General features: G+C 73.2%; 23 protein-coding genes. 11 read left to right on the top strand and 12 right to left on the bottom strand.

The window, feature by feature from the left end; genetic code table 11:
* Positions 1-241 precede the first annotated feature (241 nt).
* Positions 242-2,539, top strand: coding sequence for a transglycosylase domain-containing protein (locus ACQYWQ_RS09910; RefSeq protein ID WP_431033864.1), 2,298 nt, complete (start codon positions 242-244; stop codon positions 2,537-2,539).
* A 178-nt stretch (positions 2,540-2,717) separates the two neighbouring features.
* Here ACQYWQ_RS09910 and ACQYWQ_RS09905 read toward each other — a convergent pair whose 3' ends face one another.
* The 5 genes from ACQYWQ_RS09905 to ACQYWQ_RS09885 form a co-directional block, all read right to left on the bottom strand.
* Positions 2,718-4,733 (bottom strand): SpoIIE family protein phosphatase, encoded by a 2,016-nt coding sequence (locus ACQYWQ_RS09905; protein WP_431033862.1) that lies wholly within the window; start codon positions 4,731-4,733, stop codon positions 2,718-2,720.
* A 38-nt stretch (positions 4,734-4,771) separates the two neighbouring features.
* Positions 4,772-5,443 carry a class I SAM-dependent methyltransferase gene (locus ACQYWQ_RS09900; protein ID WP_431033860.1) on the bottom strand — a complete coding sequence of 224 codons (672 nt, stop codon included), beginning with the start codon at positions 5,441-5,443 and terminating at the stop codon, positions 4,772-4,774.
* A 146-nt stretch (positions 5,444-5,589) separates the two neighbouring features.
* Complete coding sequence (fomD, locus tag ACQYWQ_RS09895) at positions 5,590-6,264, bottom strand: cytidylyl-2-hydroxypropylphosphonate hydrolase (RefSeq protein WP_431033859.1); 675 nt, start codon at positions 6,262-6,264, stop codon at positions 5,590-5,592.
* 55 nt (positions 6,265-6,319) lie between these two features.
* On the bottom strand, positions 6,320-7,765 hold the full coding sequence (locus tag ACQYWQ_RS09890) for a class II fumarate hydratase (RefSeq protein ID WP_431033857.1): 1,446 nt from the start codon (positions 7,763-7,765) through the stop codon (positions 6,320-6,322).
* 327 nt (positions 7,766-8,092) lie between these two features.
* The gene (locus ACQYWQ_RS09885; RefSeq protein ID WP_431033854.1) at positions 8,093-9,772 is read right to left on the bottom strand and encodes a fumarate hydratase; all 1,680 of its coding nucleotides are present in this window, start codon (positions 9,770-9,772) and stop codon (positions 8,093-8,095) included.
* A gap of 399 nt (positions 9,773-10,171) precedes the next feature.
* Here ACQYWQ_RS09885 and ACQYWQ_RS09880 point away from each other — a divergent pair, with 399 nt between their 5' ends.
* From ACQYWQ_RS09880 to ACQYWQ_RS09850, 7 genes are all read left to right on the top strand, one after another.
* Positions 10,172-10,852 carry a DUF1707 SHOCT-like domain-containing protein gene (locus tag ACQYWQ_RS09880; protein WP_431033853.1) on the top strand — a complete coding sequence of 227 codons (681 nt, stop codon included), beginning with the start codon at positions 10,172-10,174 and terminating at the stop codon, positions 10,850-10,852.
* 805 nt (positions 10,853-11,657) lie between these two features.
* The gene (locus ACQYWQ_RS09875; RefSeq protein WP_431033851.1) at positions 11,658-12,026 is read left to right on the top strand and encodes a WhiB family transcriptional regulator; all 369 of its coding nucleotides are present in this window, start codon (positions 11,658-11,660) and stop codon (positions 12,024-12,026) included.
* 384 nt (positions 12,027-12,410) lie between these two features.
* Positions 12,411-13,019: a molybdopterin-dependent oxidoreductase gene (locus ACQYWQ_RS09870; RefSeq protein WP_431033850.1), complete on the top strand. Its 609-nt coding sequence runs from the start codon at positions 12,411-12,413 to the stop codon at positions 13,017-13,019.
* A 1-nt stretch (position 13,020) separates the two neighbouring features.
* On the top strand, positions 13,021-13,869 hold the full coding sequence (locus tag ACQYWQ_RS09865; RefSeq protein WP_431033848.1) for an FAD-binding oxidoreductase: 849 nt from the start codon (positions 13,021-13,023) through the stop codon (positions 13,867-13,869).
* A gap of 30 nt (positions 13,870-13,899) precedes the next feature.
* Positions 13,900-14,166: a DUF6510 family protein gene (locus tag ACQYWQ_RS09860; protein ID WP_431033847.1), complete on the top strand. Its 267-nt coding sequence runs from the start codon at positions 13,900-13,902 to the stop codon at positions 14,164-14,166.
* 121 nt (positions 14,167-14,287) lie between these two features.
* Positions 14,288-14,890 (top strand): winged helix-turn-helix domain-containing protein, encoded by a 603-nt coding sequence (locus ACQYWQ_RS09855; protein ID WP_431033846.1) that lies wholly within the window; start codon positions 14,288-14,290, stop codon positions 14,888-14,890.
* Positions 14,887-16,209, top strand: coding sequence for an MFS transporter (locus ACQYWQ_RS09850; RefSeq protein WP_431033845.1), 1,323 nt, complete (start codon positions 14,887-14,889; stop codon positions 16,207-16,209). Before ACQYWQ_RS09855 ends, ACQYWQ_RS09850 begins: the two co-directional genes overlap by 4 nt.
* Positions 16,210-16,371: 162 nt before the next feature.
* Here the strand turns inward: ACQYWQ_RS09850 and glpX are convergent, their stop codons facing one another.
* Complete coding sequence (glpX, locus tag ACQYWQ_RS09845) at positions 16,372-17,415, bottom strand: class II fructose-bisphosphatase (RefSeq protein WP_431033843.1); 1,044 nt, start codon at positions 17,413-17,415, stop codon at positions 16,372-16,374.
* A 241-nt stretch (positions 17,416-17,656) separates the two neighbouring features.
* Here glpX and ACQYWQ_RS09840 point away from each other — a divergent pair, with 241 nt between their 5' ends.
* Positions 17,657-18,217: a DUF4245 domain-containing protein gene (locus ACQYWQ_RS09840; RefSeq protein WP_431033842.1), complete on the top strand. Its 561-nt coding sequence runs from the start codon at positions 17,657-17,659 to the stop codon at positions 18,215-18,217.
* Positions 18,218-18,399: 182 nt separating this feature from the next.
* Here the strand turns inward: ACQYWQ_RS09840 and ACQYWQ_RS09835 are convergent, their stop codons facing one another.
* The 5 genes from ACQYWQ_RS09835 to ACQYWQ_RS09815 form a co-directional block, all read right to left on the bottom strand.
* Entirely contained in the window at positions 18,400-18,993 is a 594-nt protein-coding gene (locus ACQYWQ_RS09835; RefSeq protein ID WP_431033841.1) for a malonic semialdehyde reductase, read from the bottom strand.
* 206 nt (positions 18,994-19,199) lie between these two features.
* Positions 19,200-19,664 carry a GNAT family N-acetyltransferase gene (locus tag ACQYWQ_RS09830; protein ID WP_431033838.1) on the bottom strand — a complete coding sequence of 155 codons (465 nt, stop codon included), beginning with the start codon at positions 19,662-19,664 and terminating at the stop codon, positions 19,200-19,202.
* A 176-nt stretch (positions 19,665-19,840) separates the two neighbouring features.
* Positions 19,841-20,116: an exodeoxyribonuclease VII small subunit gene (locus ACQYWQ_RS09825; protein ID WP_431039131.1), complete on the bottom strand. Its 276-nt coding sequence runs from the start codon at positions 20,114-20,116 to the stop codon at positions 19,841-19,843.
* A 5-nt stretch (positions 20,117-20,121) separates the two neighbouring features.
* On the bottom strand, positions 20,122-21,354 hold the full coding sequence (xseA, locus tag ACQYWQ_RS09820; RefSeq protein WP_431033836.1) for an exodeoxyribonuclease VII large subunit: 1,233 nt from the start codon (positions 21,352-21,354) through the stop codon (positions 20,122-20,124).
* Between the two features lie 141 nt (positions 21,355-21,495).
* The gene (locus tag ACQYWQ_RS09815; RefSeq protein WP_431033835.1) at positions 21,496-22,905 is read right to left on the bottom strand and encodes an APC family permease; all 1,410 of its coding nucleotides are present in this window, start codon (positions 22,903-22,905) and stop codon (positions 21,496-21,498) included.
* Between the two features lie 126 nt (positions 22,906-23,031).
* Here ACQYWQ_RS09815 and ACQYWQ_RS09810 point away from each other — a divergent pair, with 126 nt between their 5' ends.
* Positions 23,032-24,084, top strand: coding sequence for a 4-hydroxy-3-methylbut-2-enyl diphosphate reductase (locus ACQYWQ_RS09810; RefSeq protein ID WP_431033834.1), 1,053 nt, complete (start codon positions 23,032-23,034; stop codon positions 24,082-24,084).
* A gap of 156 nt (positions 24,085-24,240) precedes the next feature.
* Entirely contained in the window at positions 24,241-24,987 is a 747-nt protein-coding gene (gene ppgK, locus ACQYWQ_RS09805) for a polyphosphate--glucose phosphotransferase (RefSeq protein WP_431033832.1), read from the top strand.
* Between the two features lie 97 nt (positions 24,988-25,084).
* On the opposite strand, the gene ACQYWQ_RS09800 is transcribed toward ppgK, so the two are convergent.
* Positions 25,085-25,678 carry a DUF6542 domain-containing protein gene (locus ACQYWQ_RS09800; RefSeq protein WP_431033830.1) on the bottom strand — a complete coding sequence of 198 codons (594 nt, stop codon included), beginning with the start codon at positions 25,676-25,678 and terminating at the stop codon, positions 25,085-25,087.
* Between the last annotated feature and the right edge of the window lie 113 nt (positions 25,679-25,791).

Raw genomic sequence — 25,791 nt, 5'->3', positions numbered from 1 at the left:
CGGAGTCGGTTTCAGTACGGGACGGTGCTGATTGTCACGTCCGGAAAAGACAGGATCGGGAGCTGTTTGTCCAAGAGCGCGGTGTTAGCTTTCAGAGCTGATCGGGTGACGGCAGGAGCCGGCGCTGACCACGCCGCACACCACTGAGCCACTGAGCTGAGTCATCGAGTCACCGAGCACGAGCCACGCAGCACGTGTGGCCACCGAGCCACCGAGCCACTGAGAAGGAGCGGCCGTCGACATGGGGCGAGCGGACGAAAGGCGGGCACGTCGCGGGGGCGGCGACTCGCGCGGGCGTGTGCGCCGCCTGTTCACCTGGAAGAAGCTGCTCGGCACCTTCTTCGGCCTGTGCCTGCTCGGCATAGCCGGGTTCGTCGGCCTCTACCTGTACGTCGACGTCCCCGAAGGCAACCCCGACGCGACCCAGCAGTCGAACGTCTACAAGTTCAAGGACGGCACCGTCCTCGCCCGCACCGGCGAGCGCAACCGCGAGATCGTGAGCCTCGACCGCGTCCCGAAGGCCGTCCAGCACACCTTCGTCGCCGCTGAGAACAAGAGCTTCTACAAGGACAAGGGCGTCGACCTCAAGGGCACCGCGCGCGGCCTGCTCAACACCGTCACGGGCAAGGGCAAGCAGGGCGGCTCGACGATCACCCAGCAGTACGTGAAGAACTACTACCTCACCGCCGACCAGACCGTGAGCCGCAAGCTCAAGGAACTGGTGATCTCGCTCAAGGTCGACCAGAAGTACTCCAAGGACGACATCCTCGCCGGGTACATCAACACGAGCTACTACGGGCGCGGCGCCTACGGCATCCAGGCGGCGGCGCAGGCGTACTACGGCGTCGACGCCGAGGACCTGAACGTCGCCCAGGGCGCGTACCTCGCCGCGCTCCTCCAGGCGCCCAGCCAGTACGACTGGGCCGTCGCGACCCCCACGGGCAAGACCCTCGTCACGAAGCGCTGGAACTACGTGCTCGACAACATGGTCGACCAGCACTGGCTCGGCGCCTCCGCGCGCGCGAAGCTCACGTTCCCCGTGCCGCACAAGGAACAGCGCGACGCCGGGCTCACCGGGCAGAAGGGCTACCTCCAGAAGGAGGCCGAGAACGAGCTGATACGCACCGTCGCCAGGAACGAGGACCTCTCGCTCGACGACGCGCGGGCCAAGGTCGCCGCGGGCGGCTACACCGTCACGCTCACCGTCGACCCGAAGAAGCAGGCCCGCCTGGAGAAGTCGGTCAAGAACCAGCTGACGTCGAAGCTCGACCCCAAGAACCGCACCGTCGACGCGAACGTCCAGGCGGGCGCCGCCTCCGTCGACCCGAAGAACGGCAAGGTCCTCGCGCTCTACGGCGGCGCGGGCTGGCCCGACCACTACACCGACAACGCGACCCGCACCGACTACCAGGTCGCCTCCACGTTCAAGCCGCTCATCCTGGCCGCGGCCCTGGAGAACGGCGCGACGACGCAGGACGGCAAGCCCATCACGGCGTCGACGATCTACGACGGCACGAGCAAGCGCCCCGTGCGGGGCAGCGACGTCGCCTTCGCGCCGCCCAACGAGGACGGCGTCAGCTACGGGCCGATCAACGTCCAGACCGCGATGAACAAGTCCGTGAACTCCGTCTTCGCGCAGATGGGCGTCGACGTCGGCATGGACGAGGTCATGAAGACCGCGGGGAAGCTCGGCATGGACGTCACGCACGAGGAGGCCGTGCCCGCGCAGACCCTCGGCTCGATGGGCGCGAGCCCCCTCCAGATGGCCGGCGTGTACGCGACGCTCGACCACCACGGCCGCAAGGTCACCCCGCAGATCCTCAAGTCCGTCACGTACGGCGGCGGAGACGTCAAGCTGCCGAGCGCGATCGGCGACCAGGTCGTGAGCCGCCAGACCGCCGACTCGGTCACCTCGGTCCTCACCGGCGTCGTCGACGACGGCACCGGCAGCGCGGTGCGCAACAGCGTCCAGCCGGTCGCGGGCAAGACCGGTACGTCCGACGACAACAAGTCGGCGTGGTTCACCGGCTTCACCCCGGACCTCGTCACCTCGGTCGGCGTCTTCGGCGAGGCGGCCAAGCCGGGGACGACGGCCGACGGCACGAAGTACAAGAAGGGCGCGCAGGTCTCGCTGAGCGGCGCGGCCGGCGGTGGCCGCGTCAACGGCGGCGGCTTCCCCGCGCAGATCTGGGCCGACTACTCCTTCGCCGTCATGGGCGCGCCCGAGAAGTTCGACCTCGACACCGACATGGGCGCGGCCACGACCCCGACCGCCGACCCCACGCCCTCGGACACACCGACGCCCTCGGACACCCCGAGCCCGTCCACCTCGGCCACCGGGGAACCGAGCCCGGACCCGACCACCGAGTCCCCGAGCCCGGACCCGACGATCCCGGACCCCGACCCGACGGACACGGGCGGCGGCGACCTCCCCACGCACACGCCGGACCCCGGCGACCCGGGGCAGACCGACCCCTCCTTCCCGCCCCTGCCCGACCAGGGCCAGCAGGGCCAGCGGCCGGACGACACCGGCTTCTGAGCGCGGGAGTGCCCCCGGCCACGGACCAGATCCGGACCGGGGGCACCACCCGTACGCAAACCCGCCCCACGTCACCCCGCACGTACGCCTGCGCCCACGCCTGTCCGTACGCCTGCGCCTGTCCGTACGCCTGCGCCTGTCCGTACGCCTGCGCCTGTTCGTACGCCCGCACCTGCGTCTAGGCGTCCAGCTCGAACCACACGACCTTCCCGTTCCCCAGCCGCGTCGCGTCCCACCGCCGCGCGAGCCGCTTCACCAGGAAGAGCCCGCGTCCGCCCTCGTCCGTCGTCCGCGCGTTGCGCACCCTGGGCAGCTGCGGCACGTCGTCCCCGACCTCCACCCGCAGCACGTCCGTCCGCAGCAGCCGCAGCGTGACCGGCCGCGTCGCGTACCTGATCGCGTTCGTCACGACCTCGCTCACCAGGAGCTGCACCGTGTCGATGTGGCGCTCGAGCCCCCACCGCTCCAGCGCCTCGGTCGCCAGCCGCCGGGCGCGCGAGACGGCACGCGGCTCGGCGTCGAGGAACCAGAACGCGACGTCCTCCGGCGCGATCCCCTCGAAGCGCGCCGCGAGCAGCGCGATGTCGTCGTCGCGGTCGCTCGGCCCGAGCACGTCGAGCACCGAGTCGCACAGCGCCTCCAGCGGCGGCGCGTGGTCGGCGCCCGTGAGCCGCGCGGTCTCGACCAGCTTCTCGGTGAGCTGCTCGATCCCCGTCCACACGTCCCGCAGGCGCGACTCCACGAGCCCGTCCGTGTAGAGCAGCAGCGTCGCCCCCGACGGCGCGTCCAGCTCGACGGCCTCGAAGTCCACGCCGCCGACCCCGATCGGCGCCCCGGGCGGCACGCTCAGCACCTCGGCGCGCCCGTCCATGTGGAGCAGGAGGGGCGGCGGGTGCCCCGCGTTGGCGACCGTGATGCGGTGCGAGACGGGGTCGTAGACGACGTACACGCACGTCGCCATGCGGTCGCTGCCGAGCCGCTGCGCCTGCTCGTCGAGGTGGTGCAGGACCTCGGTCGGCGGCAGGTCGAGCCCGGCCAGGGTCTGTGCGGTGGTCCGCAGCTGGCCCATGATCGCCGCCGACGTCATCGAGTGGCCCATGACATCGCCCACGACGAGCGCGACGCGCGAGCCGGGCAGCGGGATCGCGTCGTACCAGTCCCCGCCGACGCGCGCGGTCTCCGCGGCGGGCAGATAGCGGCTCGCGAGCCGCACCCCGGTCGCGTTGGGCAGCGTCTCGGGGAGCATCATGCGCTGCAACTCGTCGGCGATGTACGCCTCGCGCCCGTACAGCACCGCCTTGTCGACGCCGAGCGCCGAGTGCGTCGCGAGCTGGGCCGCCACGAGGAGGTCGTCGGGCGCGAAGGGCACGCGCTCGGGGGCGCGCAGGAAGACCGCGGCGCCGATCACGCGGCGGCGCCCGCGCAGCGGGGCGAGGATCGCGCGCCGCCCGTCGACCCCTTCGAGCGGCGGTACGGCGTCGGCGCCGAGCAGCTCGGGCAGCGCGGCCCGCGCCGCCTTCGAGCCGCCGAAGAGCGGCCTGACCCCGCGCAGCACCTCGGCGAGCGCGCCGCCCGGCTCGACCTCGCACGTCTGCGCCCCGCGCACCGAGCCGTCCGGCAGCGGCGTCGCGGGCAGGAGCGCTCCCGAGAGCGTGTACTGCCCGGTGAGCATGTGCGGGTCGGGGATGCGGTCGGTGCGGCGCAGGCGCAGCACGAGCGGCCCCGTGGGGCGCTCGTCGCCGACGGGGAGCGGGTCGCGCAGGTAGACGAGGATCGCGTCGGCGAAGACGGGCACGCTCGCCCGGCACAGGCCCATGACGATCTCGTCGAGATCGATCCCGCGCGCGATGCGCCGGGTCGCCGCGCCCACGAAACGCAGCCGCTCGCCCTCGGCGCGTTCGCGCTCCTGTTCGCTCGGGTGCGCGGAGGTCTCCTCGTTGAAGGCGCGCGGTGCCGAGGTGCCGCCCGCGGGCGCGGGGACGGCCTCGGCGCGCGGCCGCGCGGGCTCGGCGGCGGTGGGAGCCCCGCTCCTGGAGTCCCGGGCGTGGCCACCGCCCTCGGCGCGCTCGCGCTCCTGGCCGGCCGGCGCCGCGTGCGCGGCGGGGACCTGCGGCACGGCCTGCCCCGCCGCGCCGGGCGCGGCGTGCAGCAGGCCGCCCGGCGGCTGCGAGTGGGGGGTGGGTTGCTCGGTCACGCGTGTCGAATCCGTCCGTCCGGCTGAGCGGCCCGCGCTCAGACGCGCCGGCAGTTCAGGAAGAGCTGGAACTCGGGAGGGGTGTCGGTGCTGGCGGGGGCGTACGAGTACGAGTCCTCGCCGGCGATCTCGAACCCGGCATCCCGCACGGTACGGCGCAACTCCTCGCGGAGGTAGCCCGATACCCGGATCTCGTGCCCGAGGAAGGGGATCGCCGCGTCGTCGAGATCGGCCTCGACCATCGAGAGCGCGAGCAGCCCGCCGGGCTTGAGAAGAGTGTGCAGCGAACGCAGGGCGTGCGGGATCTCCGGGCGCGGCAGCATCAGCAGCGTGAAGAAGCACGTGATGCCGTCGAAGTGGCCGAGCCCTTCGGGTCCTTCGGCGCGCAGCGAGGCGAGATCCCGGTGCAGGAACCGCGCCCCCGGCACGTGCGTCGTGGCCAGCTCGACCATCCCGGGCGACAGATCGACCCCGGTGACGTCGAACCCGGCCTCGACGAGACCCCTGGCGGTCGGCAGCCCCGTACCGCTGCCCACGTCCAGGACCCGCGCCCCCGCGGGCAGCTCCTTCGCGAGCCACTCACCGGCCGCGAGCTGGCCCTCCTTGTGCGGGAACGCCTCGTCGTAGCGCCGGCCGATCGCGTCGAAGGCCGCCGCCTGCCCCGTGCGGTCCGGTGTCCCGGCCCCGTATCCCTCGTACCCCACGCTCACGTACTGTCCGCCCCTCGTTGACTCTCCGTCAACCTCCGTGCACGCCACGGTGGTTGCGCCCCCACATCGGGCCGTCTCGCGGAGCTAGATCCTACGTTTGCCCCTCCGGGGGGCGGCAAGAGTCTCATGCGTCCGGCCTGGTGGCCTCATGCCGTCAGCTCGGCGGGAAGCCGGTCCCAGTCGGCGGGCAGCCGCGGCACGGGCCAGGAGGGTTCGGGGCGCCACTCGTCCCACGGCTCGCCGAACGGGGCGCCCCAGGACTCGATGAGCGCGACGGCCGCGCGCCCCGCCTCCCTCACCCCCGCGGCCGTCTCCGCGCTCATCAGCCCGTCCGCGCACGCCTGCGCGAACTCGTCCTCGTCCCGCCAGGACCAGGAGCGGTCCGGCTGGACGTCGATGTCGAGGAAATGATCCACGGAGTCCACGCCCGCCGGGTGGCGGCGCAGCGGCTGCTCCAGGTTCACGTACCAGCTCCTGAAGTTCCACTCCTCGTCCCACCACAGCCACACGGACCACGGTTCACCGGCACGAGCGAGCTTGAGCACGCCGTTCCCCCACCAGGGCTCACGCCCGGTGGTACGGGGGCGCGTGTACCGGCTCGCGAGGGGTTCGGCGTGCACCGGGGTCCCATCGGCGAAGACGGGCCGCACGCACTCCGTGCCCGGCGCCAGCCAGGCCACGAGCCGGTCCCCGGTGTCCTCGACGACCGTCATGGGGCGGCAGATGTGGATGCCCTCGTCGCCACGGGTCCCGTTGGCGCGGTAGCGCCAGAGGATGGGGGTCCCTGGGGACCAGCGGGGGGCGGCGGTTTCGTGGGGCATGCGCGGATTTTACGCCCGTGCCCCACGACCCCCCGCCCCCCGCCCTGCGGCAGGGTCACGGCCGCGTCATCCGCAGTACGTCGAGCGCCGCGTCCAGCTGCTCGACCGTCAGCTCGCCCCGCTCCACGTACCCGGACTCGATCACGACCTCGCGGATCGTCTTCCGCTCGGCGAGCGACTTCTTCGCGACCTTCGCCGCCTCCTCGTACCCGAGGTACTTGTTGAGCGGCGTCACGACGGACGGCGAGGACTCCGCGTACTCGCGCGCCCGCTCCACGTTCGCGGTGATCCCGTCGATCGTGCGGTCGGCGAGGAGCCGCGCGACGTTGGCGAGCAGCCGCACCGACTCCAGGAGGTTCTTCGCGATGACCGGGAGCATGACGTTCAGCTCGAAGTTCCCCGCGGCGCCCGCCGCGCCCACGGTCGCGTCGTTGCCGACGACCTGCACGGCGACCTGGAGCACGGCTTCGGGCAGGACCGGGTTGACCTTCCCCGGCATGATCGAGGAACCGGGCTGGAGGTCGGGCAGATTGATCTCCGCGAGGCCCGTACGCGGCCCCGAGGACATCCACCGCAGGTCGTTGGCGATCTTCGTGAGCGAGCCGGCGACCGTACGGAGCTGCCCGGACGTCTCGACGAGCCCGTCCCGCGCGCCCTGCGCCTCGAAGTGGTCGCGCGCCTCGGTGAGCGGAAGCCCGGTGACCCGGGCGACCTCGGCGATGACGGCGGCCGAGAAGCCGGGCGGCGTGTTGATCCCCGTACCGACCGCCGTACCGCCGAGCGGCAGTTCGGCGAGCCGGGGCAGCGAGGCGCGCAGCCGCTCGATCCCGTACCGCACCTGCGCCGCGTAGCCGCCGAACTCCTGGCCGAGCGTGACGGGCGTGGCGTCCATGAGGTGGGTGCGGCCCGACTTCACGACGGCGGCGAACTCCTCGCTCTTGCGGCTCAGGGCCGCGGCGAGGTGGTCGAGCGCGGGCACGAGGTCGTGCGTGACGGCGGCGGTCGCCGCGATGTGGATCGAGGAGGGGAAGACGTCGTTGGACGACTGCGAGGCGTTGACGTGGTCGTTCGGGTGCACGTCGGCGCCGAGGCGCTCGGTCGCGAGCGTGGCGATGACCTCGTTCGCATTCATGTTCGAAGAGGTGCCCGAGCCGGTCTGGAAGACGTCGACGGGGAAGTGCGCGTCCCACGCGCCGTCCGCCACTTCGTCGGCGGCCGCGCGGATCGCCTCGGCCCGCTCCGCGTCGAGCACCCCCAGCTCGGCGTTGACCTTGGCGGCGGCGGCCTTGATCTGCGCGAGGGCGCGGATGTGCGCGCGCTCCAGGTGCTGGCCCGAGATCGGGAAGTTCTCGACGGCGCGCTGGGTCTGGGCCCGGTACTTCGCGTGCGCGGGCACCTGGACCTCGCCCATCGAGTCGTGCTCGGTACGGAACTCGGGCGCGGCGGACTCGGGGTGCTCGGGGTGCTCGGGGGTCGCTGACCTCGCGGACCTTTCGGACATGGAACGGCGCTCCTCTCCATCGGGGACCCGCGCGGGGGTGGTGCGCGGGGGCTCTATGGAGGGAGCGGCGGGGCGGGGGCGGATATTCCGGGGGGCGGGGAACGGGGGGCGTTCGGTGGGGCGGGCGTAGGGCGGTGCGGGGCTGGGGCGGGTGTACGGCGGTGCGGTGCTGGGGGGCGGAGCGCAGTGCGGGGCCGGGGCGGGTGTTCGGGCGGTGCGGTGCTGGGCCGGGCGGGCGGTGCGGTGCTGGGCCGGGCGGGCGGTGCGAGGCCGGGGGCGGGCGGTAGGGGCCGGGGCGCCCCCGTGCCCGTACCGCCCGCCCTTCGCTCAGCCGAGGCCCGGGCCGCGGACCGGGATGCTCGTGAAGGTCGGCGCGGGGGCCGGCTCGGTGAAGAAGTCGTTGCCCTTGTCGTCGACGACGATGAAGGCGGGGAAGTCCTCGACCTCGATGCGCCAGACGGCCTCCATGCCCAGCTCCTCGTACTCGACGACCTCGACCTTCTTGATGCAGTCCTGCGCGAGGCGCGCGGCCGGGCCGCCGATGGAACCGAGGTAGAAGCCGCCGTGCGTGGCGCAGGCGTCGGTGACCTGCTGCGAGCGGTTGCCCTTGGCGAGCATGACCTTGGAGCCGCCCGCCGCCTGGAACTGCTCGACGTAGGAGTCCATGCGCCCTGCGGTCGTCGGGCCGAAGGAGCCGGAGGCGTAGCCCTCGGGGGTCTTGGCGGGGCCCGCGTAGTAGACCGGGTGGTCCTTGAGGTACTGCGGGATGCCCTCGCCCGCGTCCAGGCGCTCCTTGATCTTCGCGTGGGCGATGTCGCGCGCCACGACGAGCGGACCGTTCAGCGAGAGACGGGTCTTGACGGGGTACTTGGTCAGCTCGGCGAGGATGTCGTCCATCGGCTGGTTGAGGTCGACGCGTACGACCTCGTCGGTGCCCTCCCCGGACTCGGAGAGGTGCTCGTCGGTCGTGTCCGGCAGGAAGCGGGCCGGGTCGGTCTCCAGCTGCTCCAGGAAGACGCCCTCCGCGGTGATCTTCGCGACGGCCTGGCGGTCGGCGGAGCAGGAGACGGCGATGGCGACGGGGCAGGAGGCGCCGTGCCGGGGCAGGCGCACGACCCGTACGTCGTGGCAGAAGTACTTGCCGCCGAACTGCGCGCCGATGCCGATCTTCTGCGTCAGCTCGAAGACCTTCTCCTCCAGCTCCTTGTCCCGGAAGCCGTGCCCGAGCGGGGAGCCCTCCTCGGGCAGCTCGTCGAGGTAGTGCGCGGACGCGTACTTCGCGGTCTTGAGCGCGAACTCCGCGCTCGTACCGCCGACGACGATCGCGAGGTGGTACGGCGGGCAGGCGGCCGTGCCGAGGGAGCGGATCTTCTGCTCCAGGAACTTCATCATGGAGGACTCGTTGAGGACGGCCTTCGTCTCCTGGTAGAGGAAGGACTTGTTGGCGCTGCCGCCGCCCTTGGCCATGAAGAGGAACTTGTAGGCGCCGCCGTCGGTCGCGTACAGCTCGATCTGCGCGGGGAGGTTGGAGCCGGTGTTCTTCTCCTCCCACATGGTCAGCGGGGCCATCTGCGAGTACCGCAGGTTGAGCTTCGTGTAGGCGTCGTAGATGCCGTGCGCGAGGGCCTTCTCGTCCTCGCCCGAGGTGAGCACCTGCTGGCCCCGCTTGCCCATGACGATCGCGGTGCCGGTGTCCTGGCACATGGGCAGGACACCCGCGGCGGCGATGTTCGCGTTCTTGAGCAGGTCGAGGGCGACGAACTTGTCGTTCGAGCTGGCCTCGGGGTCGTCGACGATGCGGCGGAGCTGGGCGAGGTGGGCGGGGCGCAGGTAGTGCTGGATGTCGTGGATCGCCTCGGCAGCGAGCGTGCGCAGCGCCTCAGGATCGACCTTGAGGAAGGTCCGCCCGTCCGCCTGGAAGGTGGAAACCCCCTCCGAGGTCACCAGCCGGTACGGCGTGGTGTCCTCTCCGGTGGGCAGCAGATCGGTGTACGCGAACTCCGGCATCGTGACGCTTCCTCGTGTGGGTCCCCCGGACCGCGGACGGCCGGGGTCTGCCTGACTCGGCAGCGCCATTCAGGTTAGAACCTCGGGCGTGGGGGGCGGCTGTGAGGTAGGGCTCAGTAGCGGGGGAGGGGAGGGGAGGGGCGGGAGGGAGGTGGGACCGGGCCGCGAACGGGAGGCGGGCCGGGCTCGGGAGCGGGGGAGGGGCCGGGGGCGGGGGAGGGGCCGGGGGCCGGGGCGTCGGCGGGGTGGCGACGGGGGGAGGGGCCGGGAGCCGGGGAGGCCGGGGGCCGGGGAGAGGCCGGGGGCGACGGGGGGAGGAGGAGCGTCGCGCGTGGAAGGGCTGGAAAGGGGCTGTCGCGTGGGGTGTCGCGATCTATCGCGTTTCGGTACTCTGCGGCCGTGGACCTCGACAAGCGCCCCCAGACCGCCCAGCGCCCCACGACGACCGCCGGGGACGGTGCGGGAGGCGGTCCCGCCCTGCGTGCCTCGGACGCCGATCGCGACCACTACGCGGCGATCCTCCGCGAGGCGCTCGCTGAGGGCCGCCTGACCGCCGAGGAGCACGCGGAGCGGGTGGAGGCGGTCTACGCCTCGCGTACGCACGCGGCGCTCGAACCCCTCGTCGCCGACCTCCCGCACCCCGGCGCGACGATTCCGCAGGCCGCGCCCGCGCAGGCGCCGCCCCCGCAGGCCGGTCCGGAGGACAACCTGTACGCGGTCTTCTCGGAGGCCGTGCGCCGGGGCCAGTGGCGCCCGGCGGCCCGTATCCGCGCGTACGCGATCCTCGGGAGCGTCGAGATCGACCTGAGCCAGGCGATCTTCGAGCACCGGCACGTCACGATCCGCGCCTTCTCGGTCCTGGGCAGCGTCGAGATCCGCGTCCCGGAGAACGTGACGCTGGTGGGCGGCGGCAGCGGAGTACTCGGCGAGTTCAAGGTCGACGGCCTCCAGGCCGTCGACCCCGAGGCCCCGTCCGTCCACGTCGAGGGCTTCGCGGTCCTGGGCAGCGTGGAGGCGGTGCCGAAGCGGGGCAAGCTGATCCGGGAACTCTCACGACACTTGCGGAAGCGGTTGGGGTGAGGGGGCGGGGGCGTCGGGGGTGTCGGGGGGGGGGGATCGGGTGGTCGGGGGCGGGTGAAGGTGACGGGTCCATCGGGTGACGGAGGCGTCGGGTGGGGGTGACGGGGCCGTCGGGTGACCGGGGCGTCGGGTGAGGGTGAGGGTGGCGTCGGGTGGGGGTGACGGGGCCGTCGGGTGACGGGTGACGGGCCGTCGGGTGACGGGGGCGCGGGGCGCAGGGGCAGTGCGGGGGGGGGGGGGCTCTATGGGGCCGCGCCTCATGTCGGCCCCTCGCCTCAGGAGGGCTCCCGGCCTCATGTCGGCTCCGTTTCAGGACGGCCCTGTCTCAAGCGGGCCCTGTCTCAAGCGGGCCCTGTCTCAAGCGGGCCCTGCCTCATGTCGGCCCCGCCTCAAGACAGACCTGCCTCAAGACAGCCCCCGCCCTCCCAGGGGGGCGCCCCACAACAAGTCTTTCGCACCCGCGCGCCTCCACCACCCCCCTTTCGCCCTCTCCGCCCGAATCTGTGGACAACTTCCCGGAACTCGTCACGCTCCTCACCTGAACGAGTGAGACGTTTTCCGTTTCGACGCCGAAATCCACGGTTATCCACAGGCGAGACCACACGAAGAGTCACCTTCTGCGGAAGAGTGAGTACTCACTCACTCGCTGGGCACCCCCTCGCTCCGTGCCCCGTACGCCGCCCCACCCCCTCCCCTCCCGACGCCGTGCCCCCACGCAGTGCATAGGCGCGCGCACAGCGGGTAGAGCTTGCTCCATCGCTCGTCGCTCGCTCGCGAAGCCGTTAGCCGTCGTCAGGAGTAGACCGTGCTGTACTCGCCGCGTCAGTCCCTCCCGATCAGCGCCATCCCCCAGCAGCGGTCCCCCGAGCCGGAGCGCCAGCGCGATACGAGCACCCCACCCCGCGACAAGGACACCCCCTGGCACGCCGAGGCCGTCTGCCGCCGCGACGAGGCGGGCCTCTTCTTCGCCCCCTCCAAGGAGCCCACCGCCGCGCGCCTCTCCCGCGAGGACGCCGCCAAGCGCGTCTGCGCCGGTTGTCCGGTACGGGTCGAGTGCCGCGAGCACGCGCTGGTCCAGCCGGAACCGTACGGGGTCTGGGGCGGTCTCACGGCGGCCGAGCGCCGCGTCCTCCTCGCCCGCCGTCGACGCCGCCAGGTCGCGACCGCCCGCTGACGGCGGTACGTCCGGCACGGTACGTCCGCGCGGGACGCCCGGCACCGAACGCCCGGCACCGACCCGCCCGACGACAGCGCCCGCCGTCGGGCCCGTCCCGCGACCCTTCCCGCCGAGCGGCGACGCGGGCTGTCCGCTACGGGTCGAAGGCCGGGATGCGGTACCGACCCGGCCCGCGCCCGTACCGACCCGGAGCGGGTGATACGTCCGACCCCCCGACACGCCCGAACCGCCCCCGCCAAGTCCCGCCGCCGAGCCCCCGCCCCACCCTGCTGCCTCACCCCCGCGAGGCCCGCCCCGCGAGGCCCGCCCCCGACCGCCCCGCGAGGCCCGCCCCCCCCCGCCCCGAGTTGCGCCCCCCGCCACCCGTACGAGCCTGGAAGGGTGAACGCACTCTCCCCCGGCTTCCACGGAAAGCCCCGGCAGCTCACCGACCGGCTGCCCCCTGGCCAGTACCCGACGGAGATGTTCCCCGTCCTCTCCGCCGGGCCGACCCCGCGCCTGCGCACCGAGGCGTACACCTTCACGCTCACCTCCGAGACCGGCGAACAGCACACCTGGGACTGGGACGGTCTCCTCGCGCTGCCGCAGGAGGACGTGACCACCGACATCCACTGTGTGACGCGGTGGTCGAAGTTCGGTACGCGGTGGAGGGGCATCGGCCTCGACACCCTGCTCGAAGCGGCGGGCGGCGCGGGGCCGCGCGCCCGGTACGTCGTCGCCGCGTCGCACGGCGGCTACACGACGAACATCCCGCTCGCCGAGGTCACCGGCGGCCGCGCCTGGATCGTCCACGAGTACGACGGCTTCCCCGTCTCGCCCGAGCACGGCGGCCCGCTGCGGCTGCTCGTCCCGCGCCTGTACTTCTGGAAGTCCGCGAAGTGGCTCAAGGACATCCGCCTCACGGTCGAGGACGAGCCGGGGTTCTGGGAGAACGCCGGTTACCACAACCACGGCGACCCCTGGCGCGAAGAGCGCACCTGGAGCGACTGACATGCCGACTGACATGCCGACCGATCTTCCGACCGATCTTCCGACCGACCTCCCGACCGACCTGTCGGCCGGACCGCCGGGCGACCTGCCCACGGACGGGCCCGCCCCCTCGGCCGCCCGCCGCTCCGGCTCCCCGTACCAGCGCTGGGCCCGCGCGACCCTCGTCTCCCGCCACCACGAGACCGGCACCGCGCGCACCCTCGTGCTCCGCGCCCCGGGGTGGCCCGGCCATCTGCCGGGCCAGCACATCGACATCCGCCTCACCGCCGACGACGGCTACCGGGCCGCCCGCAGCTACTCGCTCGCCGCGCCCGGCAAGGGCGCGCACCTGGAGGTCGGCGTCCAGCCCGTCGACGGCGGCGAGGTCTCCCCGTACCTCGCGGACGAACTGCCGGTCGGCGCCGACGTCGAGGTACGGGGACCGCTCGGCGGCTGGTTCGTGTGGCGTCCCGAACGGGCCACGGCGCCTCTGCTTCTCCTCGCGGGCGGCTCGGGCGTCGTCCCGCTGATGGCGATGCTCCGCGGCCACCGCACTTCGGGGGCACGCGTCCCCGCGCGCCTCGTCTACTCCGTACGCGACCCCGCACAGGTCTGGTACGGGGCCGAACTCGCCGCGTTCGCCCCGCCCGTGTCCGTACGGCTCCTGCACACCAGGGTCGCGCCGCCCGGCGACCCGCGCCCCGCTGGGCGGCTCGCGAGCGCGGATCTCCCCGGCGCCGACGGCCCCTTCGCCCCCGGCGTCCCCGACGTCTTCGTCTGCGGCCCGACGGGCTTCGTCGAGTACGCGGCCGATCTGCTCCTGCTCGCCGGCCACCCCGCGGAGCGCATCCGCACCGAACGCTTCGGCTGAACACACGTACAAGAGGCGGGAGTTGACCCCATGAACAGCGAACACCTCGACGGCAACGCCCTTGCGGGACCCCTCTCCCCGATCCTCGCCGCCGACCCGACGACGGCCTGGCGCCACTGTCCGGACTGCGGGGTGCGGGGGCCGCTCGCGGGGCTGCGCGTGTACGGGCCGGAGCCGGGGCTCACCGCGCGCTGTCCCGGCTGCGAGGCGATTGCCCTGCGCGTCATGACCGAAGGGCCCTTCACGTGGCTCTCGCTCGGCGGCCCCGACGGCGCCTTCCGCTTCCGCACGGGGTGACGCTCCGCAACCTCCTTTGACGAAGCACTAGTTGCCGGGTGTCGCTTGCGAAGGGTCATGTGCAGAGACTTCTATGCAGAGAACTCTATGCAGAGAGGTCTCTGTAATCTACGCTGCCCGTATGGCCGACCCCGCGGAAACGCCCGCACCCACCAAGCCCACCCGCCGCATCGACGCCCGCAGCCTGCGCGGTCTCGCGCACCCCTTGCGGATGAGCCTGCTCGAAGCGCTCGGTCTCGACGGACCCGCCACCGCCACCGTGCTCGCCGCCCGCCTCGGCGAGAACACCGGCACCGTGAGCTGGCACCTGCGCCAGCTCGCCGAACACGGCTTCATCGAGGAGGAGACCGGGCGCGGAACGAAACGCGAGCGCTGGTGGCGGCAGGCCGAGGTCACGAACAACCTGCGCACGGCCGACTTTCGCGAGGACCCGGAGAGCCGGGGCGCGCTCTCCGTCTACCTGCATGAACTCACGCGGCAGTACTTCCAGCGCGTGTCCGCCTACGTGACCGAGGACTGGGGCGAGACCTGGCGAGCGGCGGGTACGGTCTCCGACTGGGCGGGAATGCGGATGACCCCGGCGCAACTCGCGGCACTGAACGCAGAGTTGATGGCCGTCATCGCGCGGCACACCCCGGCCGGGGACGTCGAGCCCGATCCGGAGGCCCTGCCGGTCGTCGTACAGCTCCAGTCCTTCCCCCGCGCGCCCAGGGACCCGCGGTGAGCGGCAGGGGGCCCGCAGGGGGCGGCAGGGGCCCCGCGGCGCGCGGCAGGGGCGGACTCCTGCGCAGGCACCGGGACTTCCGGCTGCTGTGGTGCGGCGAGACGGCGGGAAAGTTCGGCGCGTCCGTCACCAGCGTGTCCATGCCGCTCGTCGCCGTCGCGATCCTGCACGCGGGCCCCTTCGCCGTCGGTCTGCTCACCGCCGCTTCCTGGGCCCCCTGGCTGCTCATCGGGCTGCCGGTCGGTGCCTGGGTGGACCGGCTGCCGCGCCGCCCGGTCATGCTCATCGCGGCCGCCGTCTCGCTCGTGCTCTTCGCCGCCGTCCCGCTCGCCGCCCGGGCGGGCTGGCTGACTATCCAACTCCTGCTGGTCGTCGCGCTCTTGACGGGCGCGGCCGCGGTCTTCTTCCAGACCGCCTACACCGCCTACCTCCCCACCCTCCTCGCCCCCGACGACCGGGCCGAGGGCAACTCCAAGCTCCAGGGCAGCGCCTCCGCCGCACAGATCGCCGGACTCGGCACCGGCGGGCTGATCGCCCAACTCGCGGGCGCGGTCAACGGGATGTACGTGAACGCCACGACCTTCCTGGTCTCGCTGCTGTGTCTGCGGCGCATCCGGCACCGCGAGCCGCGCGCGACGGCGAGGACCGCCCGCACGACCTCGCTCGCCGGCGAAGTCGCCGACGGGCTGCGCCTGGTGGCCCACGATCCCTGGCTGCGCCCGCTCACGCTGTTCGGCGCCGCCTCCAACCTCGCCCTCATGGGCTACCAGTCGATCCAGGTCGTCTTCCTGGTCCGGGGAGTCGGCGTGGACCCCGGCGGGGTCGGGGGCCTCGTCGCGGCCACGAGCGTGGGTGGCGTCGCCGGGGCCTTCCTCGCCCGCCGGGCGGCCGACAGGATCGGCACGGCCCGTGCGCTCCTGCTCTTCGAACTGGGCTTCGCCGTACCGGCGTTGCTCATGCCGCTGGCCTTCGGCGGGGTCGGGCTCGTGCTCTTCGTCGCGGGCGGTTTCTGTGTCACTGCGGGGGTGGTGGCGGGCAACGTCGTCGCCTCGGGCTTCCGGCAGCGCTACTGCCCGCCGGAGCTGCGCGGCCGCCTCGCGGCGAGCGCGGCCTTCCTCGCGTACGGGACGATCCCGCTCGGCGCCCTGCTCGGCGGCACCCTCGGCAGCGTGCTCGGCCCGCGCGCGGCGCTCGCGGTCACGACCGCGGGTGTACCGCTCGCCGCGCTGATCCTGTACTTCTCGCCGATCGGCCGCACCCGCGACCTCCCGCTGAGCCGCCCCCGGGCGGAGGGGGAGCCCGCCCCGGCACGGGCCTAGCTCTCCAGACCCGCGGCCCGGGCCCGAGGCGGGCGGCCCGGGCCGCGAGGCGAGGGGCCCGGGCCCGAGGCGGGGGGCCCGGGTCCTCAGGCCGGTGGGGGGTGCGGGGTGCCCTGAGTCCCCGTACCCCCCACCGTCGTCCCGACTGCCCTCTACGGGGCGTCAGTTGGCCCGGTCGAAGTCCACGCTCGCGTACGCGCGCAGCTTCGAGAGCCGGTGCGTCGAGTCGATCTGCCGGATCGTGCCCGACTTCGAGCGCATCACGAGGGACTGCGTCGTCGCCGTCTCGGCGCGGTAGCGGACGCCGCGCAGGAGTTCGCCGTCCGTGATGCCGGTCGCGACGAAGAAGACGTTCTCGCCCGAGACGAGGTCGTCCGTGGACAGGACGCGGTCGAGGTCGTGGCCCGCGTCGACGGCGCGCTGCCGCTCGGCGTCGTCCTTCGGCCACAGCTTGCCCTGGATCACGCCGCCGAGGCACTTGATCGCGCAGGCGCTGATGATGCCCTCGGGGGTGCCGCCGATGCCCATGAGCAGGTCGACGCCCGTGCCCTCCCGTACCGCCATGACCGAACCGGCCACGTCGCCGTCCGAGATGAACTTGATCCGGGCGCCCGTCTCGCGGATCTCGCGCACGATGCCCTCGTGCCTCGGCCGGTCGAGCACGACGACGGTGACGTCCTCGGGCGTCGAGTTCTTCGCCTTGGCCACCCGGCGGATGTTCACCGCGACGGGCGCGTTGATGTCGACGAAGTCGGCGGCCTCGGGGCCCGTCACGAGCTTGTCCATGTAGAAGACGGCCGAGGGGTCGAACATCGTGCCCCGGTCGGCGGCGGCGAGCACGGCGATCGCGTTCGGCATGCCCTTCGCACACAGGGTCGTGCCGTCGATCGGGTCGACCGCGATATCGCACTCGGGCCCGGTCCCGTCGCCGATCCGCTCCCCGTTGAAGAGCATCGGCGCCTCGTCCTTCTCGCCCTCGCCGATCACCACGACACCGCTCATGGAGACCGTCGAGACCAGCGAACGCATCGCCCGCACGGCGGCACCGTCCGCGCCGTTCTTCTCGCCGCGCCCCACCCAGCGCCCGGCGGACATGGCCGCGGCCTCGGTGACCCGGACGAGTTCGAGTGCCAGGTTGCGGTCCGGGGCCTCCGGCGATACGTCGAGGGGGGCCGGCAGGTGGTGTTCGGGGTGCTCAGAGCTCATCGGGGCTGCACCTTCCTGATGCGAGCGGCGGTCCCGCGCGAGCGCCCGAGGGGACGGGGCGGTGGGCGGGGACCGGAATCGAGGGTTGCGATCAATTTTATCCGCCAGTACGACAAAATGAGCAGTGGGCCCCACGGATGAGCGTCCGGGTGCCACGCGCGAGGGCGGGTACGGGGCCGCCGCGCGTGCCCGCGCGGGGCCCGGCGCACGGGGACCCGGGCGGGTCTGGGACGATGGGCGCGTGGCAGGCAAGAGGGGCAAGCAGACGGTTCGGGACATGATCCTGTCGCTCGGCGTGATCGTCGCCATAGCGGCCGGTATCTGGATCTTCGTCCCGCACGACGATTCCAAGGACCCGGTCAAGCGGGTCGACTACCGCGTCGAGCTGGCGACGGCGCAGCGCGCGGCCTCCTACCCGGTGGCGGCACCCGAGGGCCTGCCGAAGACGTGGAAGCCGACCTCGGTCAGGTATCGCGCGCAGGACGGCGACGCCTGGCACCTCGGGTACCTCGACCCGCACGAGAAGTACGTGGCGGTCGAGCAGTCCACGAAGGACCCGGCCGAGTTCATCGAGAACGTGACGCAGGAGGCCCGCGAGTCGGGTGCGGCGACGCGTATCAACGGCCGCGACTGGCAGCCGTACAAGGGCGACCGCTACGACGCGCTCGTCCTCCGCGAGGGCAAGTCGACGACGGTCGTGACGGGGTCGGCCGGCCTCGCGCAGCTCAGGGCCTTCGCCGCCGCCCTGCGCACCCCCGACCCGGCCGCCGCGTCCGCGTCGCCGAGCCCGCGCGGCGCCTGAGTCGCGCCCCGCGCCCCGCATGCCCCGCATATCCCGTACGCCCCGCACACCCCGTCACGGCGCGTACGGCCGGCTGCGGCCCCCCGCGTGCGGAGGATCGCGGGCGCGCGCCCAGCGCAAAGCCCCGGGAACGCCCTTGTTCCCGGGGCTCGTCGTATTCCGCCCGTCGCCGGGCGCACCGCTCAGACGATGGTGACGACCTCGTCGAAGGCCAGACGCGGCAGGCGCGGGAACGGCGCGGCGTCGGGGCCCGGCTTGCCGATGTTGATGATCATCAGCGGGGTGTGGTCGTCGTCCAGGAACTCCTTCTGGACGCCGGGGAAGTCGAAGCCGGTCATCGGCCCCGCGGCGAGCCCGGCGGCGCGGATGCCGACGATGAAGTAACCGGCCTGGAGGGTCGCGTTGATCGGGGCGACCTGCTCGCGGACGGCGCGGGCCGAGAAGAAGGTCTCGGCGATGCCGGGGGCGTGCGGGACGAGCTTGGGCAGCTCGGCGTGGAACTCGTTGTCCGTCGACAGGATCGCGACGAGCGGCGCCGACGCGGTCTTCGCCTGGTTGCCCTCGGCCATGAGCGGCACGAGGCGCTCGCGGGCCTCGGGGGAGCGGACCAGGGTGATGCGCAGCGGCGACTGGTTGAACGCGGTGGGGCCGAACTTGACCAGGTCGTAGATGGCCTGGATCTGCTCGTCGGTCACCGGCTCGTCGGTGAAGGTGTTCGCCGTGCGGGCCTCGCGGAAGAGGAGGTCCTGGGTGGCTGCGTCGAGAACGAGCGACATGCGGTGGTACCTCGAAAAAGGGAAGGAGCCCCGGTGGGGCCTGAACGCCTCCCACGCTACGTCGCCCGACGTTGAAAGTTCAACCAAAACCGGAGCGACGTGATCCGCCTAACAGCGCCGGTCGCGCGCGGCGGCCGGGTCCGCCCGCCGGCGGGTCTCGCGCGCCCCCGTTCCGAGCGCCCCGTCTCGCGTGCCCCCCGTTCCGCTCAGTCCCTCCGGAAGACCTGCCGTGAGCCGCCCTCGGGCCCCGGTTCCGCCCCCTCGGCCGGGACGAAGCCGAGCCGCAGGTAGAAGGCGCGGGCGCCGCTCTCCTCGGCCCCCGGATGGTCGGCCCCGAAGGTCACGACCTCGACGCTCCCCGCCCCGAACCCGCGCAGCGCCTCCGCCATGAGCGCCCGCCCCACCCCCGCGCCCCGCGCGCGGGCGGCCACGACGAGCCAGTGCACGTGATGCGGCCCGCCCGCGTCCCCGGGCCCGAGCAGGATGCCGCCGAGCGGCCCGTCGGTGTCCTCCACGAGCAGCGCGGCCCCCTCGGCGATGTGGGAGCGCAGGGCCGCGTGGAACCCGGCTTCGCCGGTCATCGGCCCGAACCAGTGCTCGACCTCGGCGGCGAGCGCGAGGAAGGCGGGGACGTCGGCGGGCGTCGCGGGACGCGGGGACGAGGTGAGCACGAGCGGATTCTGCCGTAGCCGTGCCCGTAGCCGTAGCCGTAGCCGTAGCCGTAGCCGTGCCTGTGGTCCCGCCGCGTGCGCCCTGCCCGTAGCCGTGGTCCCGCCGCGTACGCCCTGCCCGGCCCGTACGCCCCGCCCCGTGGGCCTCGTACGCCCCCCTCCGTCCCTCCGCCCCCTCAGTCCTCCTCGTCCGTGTCCGTGTCCGCGTCCGCCCCCGCCGTCTCGCCGTCCCCCTCGTCCTCGCGCTCGGCGAGCGCCGCGTCGAGCCGGGCCCGCGCGCCCTCCAGCCACGTACGGCAGACGCGGGCCAGTTCCTCGCCGCGCTCCCACAGCGCGAGCGACTCCTCCAGCGTCGCGCCGCCCGATTCGAGCCGCCGCACGACGTCCACCAGCTCGGCCCGCGCCTCCTCGTACCCGAGCGCGGGGCCCTCGGCGGTCTTCGTCGCACCCATGTCGTTCACCCTTCCTCCTCGTCCGTGCGGCGCTCCGTGCGCCGTACCGTGAATGCGCCCTCGGCGACCCGCGCCCGCAGCTCCTCGTCCTCGGCCACCTCGTCGGGCGTGCGCACCACGGCGCCGTCCGCGCGCTGGAGCACCGCGTACCCGCGCCGCAGCGTCGCCGCCGGGGAGAGGGCGACGACGCGCGCGAGAGTGTGGGCGAGATCGGAGTCGGCCCGGTCGAGCAGATGGCCCACCGTGCGGCGCGCGCGGCCGATCTCGGCGCCGATCTCCTCGTCGCGCCCGGCCACGAGCCGGTACGGGTCGCGCAGCGCCGAGTGCGTGAGCGCCTGCTCCAGGCCGTGCGCCTCGCGGTCGACGAGCGCGCGGATCGCGTGCCGTGCCCGGTCGCGCGTCTGCCGCACCCGCTCCAGTTCCTCGCCGACATCGGGCACGACACGCTTGGCGGCGTCGGTCGGCGTCGACGCGCGCAGGTCGGCGACGAGGTCGAGGAGCGGCGTGTCCGGCTCGTGGCCGATGGCCGAGACGACGGGGGTGCGGCAGGCCGCGACCGTACGGATCAGCTCGGCGTCCGAGAAGGGCAGCAGGTCCTCCACGCTGCCGCCGCCGCGCGCGACCACGATGACGTCGACGTCGGCGATGGCGTCGAGTTCCCTGACGGCCCCGACGACCTGCGGGACCGCGTGGACCCCCTGGACCGCCACGTTCCTCACCTCGAAGAGGACGGCGGGCCAGCGGTTCCGCGCGTTCTCCAGGACGTCCCGCTCGGCCGCCGACGCCCGGCCCGTGACGAGGCCGACGCGGCGCGGCAGGAAGGGCAGGGGCCGCTTGCGGTCCGCGGCGAACAGTCCCTCCGCGGTCAGCTCCCTCTTGAGCCGTTCCAGCTTGACGAGCAGCTCACCGATGCCGACGGGACGGATCTCGGCGGCGCGCAGCGAGAGCGAGCCGCGCCCCTGGTACCACTCCGGCTTCGCCCGTACGACGATCCGCGAGCCCTCCGTGACGACATCGGCGACGGCGTCGAAGACGGGCCGGAAGCACGTGAGCGAGATCGAGACGTCGTGGGAGGAGTCGCGGAAGGTGAGGAAGACGACGCGGGCACCCGGGCGTCGCGAGATCTGCGTCAGCTGCCCCTCGACCCACACCTCACCCAGCCGCGAGACCCAGTCCCCGATGAGCCGCGAGACCTCCCGGACGGGAAGGGCGGATTCGGGCGTGGTCTGCACAGGCATGCCACGAGCCTAACGGCCGTCACTGACACGCCGAGCGATCAATCCAGCCCCTCCGGGGGCACCTCCCGGCCGAAGGCTGGGGGAGTTCGAGGAGCGGGGTCTGGGGCGGAGCCCCAGAACACCCGCGCCGGGGAAACCTCCCTACCGCGGCACCCGCCACTGCGTCACCAGCACCACCAGCCCGGCGGCCAGCCAGATCGCCCCCACCACCTGCGCCGAGTGCGTCGCCTCCACGATCACCGCCACCGTGATCGCCGCCCCCACCACCGGAATCAGCACGTGCCGCCACCAGTTCGGCCTCCCGCCGCCCCGCTGGACCGCGAACCAGCCGACCACGCTCGCGTGCAGCAGCGTGAAGGCGCTCAGGGCGCCCACGTTCACGACCGAGCTGAGGTCGTCCAGGCCCGTATCGCGATTCGCCGCCCACAGGGCAGCCGCGCACGTGATGACGGCGGAGACGAGCAGCGCCACTCGGGGGACGCCGTCCCACGTACGGGCCAGGACGCGCGGCAGACGCCGGTCGCGGCCCATCGCGAAGAGCAGCCTCCCCGCAGCGGCCTGCCCCGCGAGCGCGGCGAACGCCGCCCCGATCGCCTTGCTCACCGCGACGAGGTCGTGCAGCCAGCCCCCGACCCCGGCGTCCACCGCGTCGTAGAAGGCCGAGCCCTGCTCCTCCGGGTGCGAGGCGAGGTGCGCGGACGAGACCGGTTCGAGGAGCGCCACCAGGTACGTCTGGAGGATGAAGAGCACCCCCGCGAGCGCGAGGCAGAACAGCAGCGCCCGCGCCACCTTCGCCGAGCCGCCCGTCGTCTCCTCGGCGAACGTGGCGATCGCGTCGAAGCCGAGGTACGAGAGCACAGCGACCGACACCGCGCCGACGACCGCCGAGACCGCGAACGTGCTCGTGTCCCCCGTGAACGGCGACCACCAGTCCCGCGTCGCCCCGTCCCGTACGAGGATCACGAGTGCCGAGACGCAGAAGACGAGCAGCACCACGATCTCCATCGCGAGCACGGCGAAGCCGACCCGCGCCGCCGCCCGTACGCCCCACAGGTTGAGCGCCGTCGTGATGACGACGGCCGCCGCCGTCCACACCCAGCGCGAGACGTCGGGCACGAGCGAGTTCATCGCGATGCCAGAGAAGAGGTACGCGACGGCGGGGATGAGGAGGTAGTCGAGCATCACCATCCACCCCGCGACGAACCCCGCCTGCCGCCCGAGCCCGGCGCGCGCGTAGGCGAAGACGGACCCCGCGTGCGGCACGACCCGCACCATGAGGGAGTAGCTGTACGCCGTGAAGGCCATCGCGACCGTCGCGACGACGTAGACGAGCGCGACCGCGCCGTGCGACCTCGCGTCGAGCGTGCCGTAGATGCCGACCGGGGCCATCGGGGCGATGAAGAGGAGCCCGTACACGACGAGGTCGCGGAATCCCAGCTCACGGTGGAGGCGCCCCGAGCCCGCCACAGGGGGCGGCGCCCCCGGATCGACCACCGGGCTCGCCCCCTCGGACGGGTCCTGTCCCTCGTGCCTCGCGCGCTCGTCGCTCACCCGTGCTCCTCCTGCCTCGCCCGGCCGTCCACGTCACCTGCGTACGCCGCGGAGCGCACGCTCCGGTCGCGTACCCGCCAGTCTGTGCGAGGTGCGCCCCGTGGTCCCGCCCGACACGGCCGTACGATGGGCGGCATGACTGCTACGCCCAGCCCGACGCCCGACCGGACCCCCGGAACGCAGGCGGCGCCGCGCGCAGGCAAACGCGTGCTGCTCGCCGCTCCGCGCGGCTACTGCGCCGGCGTGGACCGTGCCGTGATCGCCGTGGAGAAGGCCCTGGAGCAGTACGGTGCCCCGGTCTACGTCCGCCACGAGATCGTCCACAACAAGTACGTCGTGAAGACCCTGGAGAAGAAGGGCGCGATCTTCGTCGAGCAGACCGACGAGGTCCCCGAGGGCTCCATCGTCATGTTCTCGGCGCACGGCGTCGCCCCGACCGTGCACGAGGAGGCCGCCGCGCGGAACCTCGCCACGATCGACGCGACCTGCCCGCTCGTCACCAAGGTGCACCGCGAGGCCGTGCGGTACGCGAACGAGGACTACGACATCCTCCTCATCGGCCACGAGGGGCACGAGGAGGTCATCGGCACCTCCGGCGAGGCCCCCGAGCACATCACGCTCGTCGACGGCCCCGACGACGTCGCCAACGTCGAGGTCCGCGACGAGAAGAAGGTCGTGTGGCTCTCGCAGACGACCCTCTCCGTCGACGAGACGATGGAGACCGTCGACGCGCTCAAGACCAAGTTCCCCGGGCTCGTCTCGCCGCCCAGCGACGACATCTGCTACGCGACGCAGAACCGCCAGACGGCCGTCAAGCAGATGGGTGCCGAGGCCGACCTCGTCATCGTCGTCGGCTCGAAGAACTCGTCGAACTCGGTCCGCCTCGTCGAGGTCGCCAAGGGCGCGGGCGCGCGCGACGCGCACCTCGTGGACGAGGCCGCCGAGATCGACGCCTCCTGGTTCGACGGCGTCGAGACGGTCGGCGTGACCTCCGGCGCCTCGGTCCCCGAGGTCCTCGTCGACGGCGTCCTCGCGCACCTCGCCGAGCGCGGGTACGCGGATGTCGAGATCGTCAAGGCCGCGGAGGAGTCGATCACCTTCTCGCTGCCGAAGGAGCTGCGCCGCGACCTGCGCGCGGAGGCCGCCGCACTGGCCGCCGGAGCGCGGACGGCGGGCTGAGCGCTCCGTCCGGGTCCGGGCGTATGTGTCCGGGCGTACGGGTCCGGGCGTACGGGTCCGGACCGAGGCCCCCGGGATTGACGTCCCGTCAACAGGACCCCCCGGCCGCCGCGTAACGCGGGTCAGGCGCGGGGGGTCCGTCGTACGGTGGTGCCCATGCAGATCTTCGGCGTGGACATCGGCGGCTCCGGCATCAAGGGCGCGCCCGTGGACCTGGACCTCGGCGACCTGGCGCAGCCGCGCCACAAGGTCCTCACCCCGCACCCGGCGACCCCCGAGGGCGTCGCGGAGAAGGTGAAGGAGGTCGTGGACCACTTCGGCTGGCAGGGCCCGGTCGGGGTCACCTTCCCCGGCGTGATCACGGACGGCACGGTGCGTACCGCGGCGAACGTGGACAAGAGCTGGATCGGCACGCACATCGAGGGCCTTCTCGGCGACCGCCTCGGCGCCGCCTGCCCGGTCACCGCGCTCAACGACGCGGACGCGGCGGGCCTCGCCGAGATGCGTTTCGGCGCGGGCAAGGGCCGCACGGGCACGGTCATCGTGCTGACCTTCGGCACCGGCATCGGCTCCGGGCTCTTCACGAACGGCGTGCTCGTGCCGAACACGGAGCTGGGACACCTGGAGCTGGACGGGCACGACGCCGAGAAGCGGGCCTCGTCGAAGGTCAAGGACGACCACGACATGAGCTACCCGCACTGGGCGAAGCGGGTCGAGAAGTACCTCGCCCACGTCGAGATGCTCTTCTCGCCCGAACTCCTCGTCATCGGCGGCGGGGTGAGCCGCAAGTCCGAGAAGTTCCTCCCGCACATTCACGGCATCCGCGCCGACCTGGTCCCCGCCCAGCTCCAGAACAACGCGGGGATCGTGGGAGCGGCGATGCGGGCGGCGGAACGGGGCTGACGGATGGCGGAACGGGGCTGACGGGCGGCGGTACGGGGCCGAGGGGCGGACGCCACGGAGCCGCCGGGCGGACGCTACGGGGCCGGCCGGGCGGCACCTACCTCGGCGTCCGCCCCTTCCCCCGTACCGCGGCGGCGCGCCTGCGCGCCATCCGCACCTTCCGCCACCCCACGAGGGCCACCGCCGCCGCCGTCCCCCCGTACAGCCACCCCGCGTGGAGCGCGAGCGCTGTCACGACACCCACCGCGTGCCCCGCGAGCCCGCCCTCGCTCTCGGCGAGCGGTGCGAGGCCCACGGCGAAGGCGATGGGCGCGGCGACGGGTGCCGCGAGGAGGTCGGCGGGCCGCACCCACAGCGCGGCGAGCACGCTCACGGGCAGGAAGAGCAGCCCGTACAGGAGCACGGACGAGCCGGCGGCGAGCGCGAGGCCGGAGGCGAGCAGCATCGCGGCAGCGGCGAAGAGCCCGGTACCGAGCCCGGTGAGCCGGGGCCCTGGCACGCGCGACGGGGTACGGGTCGCGCCCGAGGCCGTACGGGTCGCGCCCTGGCCCGTACGGGGACGGCGCTGCGGACGGGGACGGCCCGCGCCTCCCTGCGCGCCCTGCGGGGGCAGCGGGCGGCGGACGGGGCGGTCGGCGGGGGGACGGGGGGACGGCCTGTCGGGCGGCCTGCGCGTACTCGGTTGCTCCACCGCACCAACGTAGGCGCCGGGCCCCGTGCCCTCCGGTCCGGGACACGCGCTTTTGCCCAGGGCGCCCCTGCTGCCGTACGGTGCCGGGTCGGCCCCGTACCGCCTCCCTGTAC

The organism is Streptomyces sp. P6-2-1, assembly GCF_050613165.1.
GTDB lineage: Bacteria > Actinomycetota > Actinomycetes > Streptomycetales > Streptomycetaceae > Streptomyces.
The sequence above is the reverse complement of the archived record's forward strand: the minus strand, read 5'-3'. Positions and strand labels throughout refer to the sequence as shown.

Excerpts from the sequence above, each read along its gene's own strand:
- ACQYWQ_RS09855 (WP_431033846.1), top strand. The coding sequence starts at position 14,288 with ATGGCCGACCCCGCGGAAACGCCCGCACCCACCAAGCCCACCCGCCGC.
- fomD (WP_431033859.1), bottom strand. The coding sequence starts at position 6,264 with ATGCCCCACGAAACCGCCGCCCCCCGCTGGTCCCCAGGGACCCCCATC.
- ACQYWQ_RS09825 (WP_431039131.1), bottom strand. The coding sequence starts at position 20,116 with ATGGGTGCGACGAAGACCGCCGAGGGCCCCGCGCTCGGGTACGAGGAG.
- ACQYWQ_RS09885 (WP_431033854.1), bottom strand. The coding sequence starts at position 9,772 with ATGCCGGAGTTCGCGTACACCGATCTGCTGCCCACCGGAGAGGACACC.
- ACQYWQ_RS09910 (WP_431033864.1), top strand. The coding sequence starts at position 242 with ATGGGGCGAGCGGACGAAAGGCGGGCACGTCGCGGGGGCGGCGACTCG.
- ACQYWQ_RS09860 (WP_431033847.1), top strand. The coding sequence starts at position 13,900 with ATGAACAGCGAACACCTCGACGGCAACGCCCTTGCGGGACCCCTCTCC.
- ACQYWQ_RS09835 (WP_431033841.1), bottom strand. The coding sequence starts at position 18,993 with ATGTCGCTCGTTCTCGACGCAGCCACCCAGGACCTCCTCTTCCGCGAG.
- xseA (WP_431033836.1), bottom strand. The coding sequence starts at position 21,354 with ATGCCTGTGCAGACCACGCCCGAATCCGCCCTTCCCGTCCGGGAGGTC.
- ppgK (WP_431033832.1), top strand. The coding sequence starts at position 24,241 with ATGCAGATCTTCGGCGTGGACATCGGCGGCTCCGGCATCAAGGGCGCG.
- ACQYWQ_RS09890 (WP_431033857.1), bottom strand. The coding sequence starts at position 7,765 with ATGTCCGAAAGGTCCGCGAGGTCAGCGACCCCCGAGCACCCCGAGCAC.
- ACQYWQ_RS09865 (WP_431033848.1), top strand. The coding sequence starts at position 13,021 with ATGCCGACTGACATGCCGACCGATCTTCCGACCGATCTTCCGACCGAC.
- ACQYWQ_RS09810 (WP_431033834.1), top strand. The coding sequence starts at position 23,032 with ATGGGCGGCATGACTGCTACGCCCAGCCCGACGCCCGACCGGACCCCC.
- glpX (WP_431033843.1), bottom strand. The coding sequence starts at position 17,415 with ATGAGCTCTGAGCACCCCGAACACCACCTGCCGGCCCCCCTCGACGTA.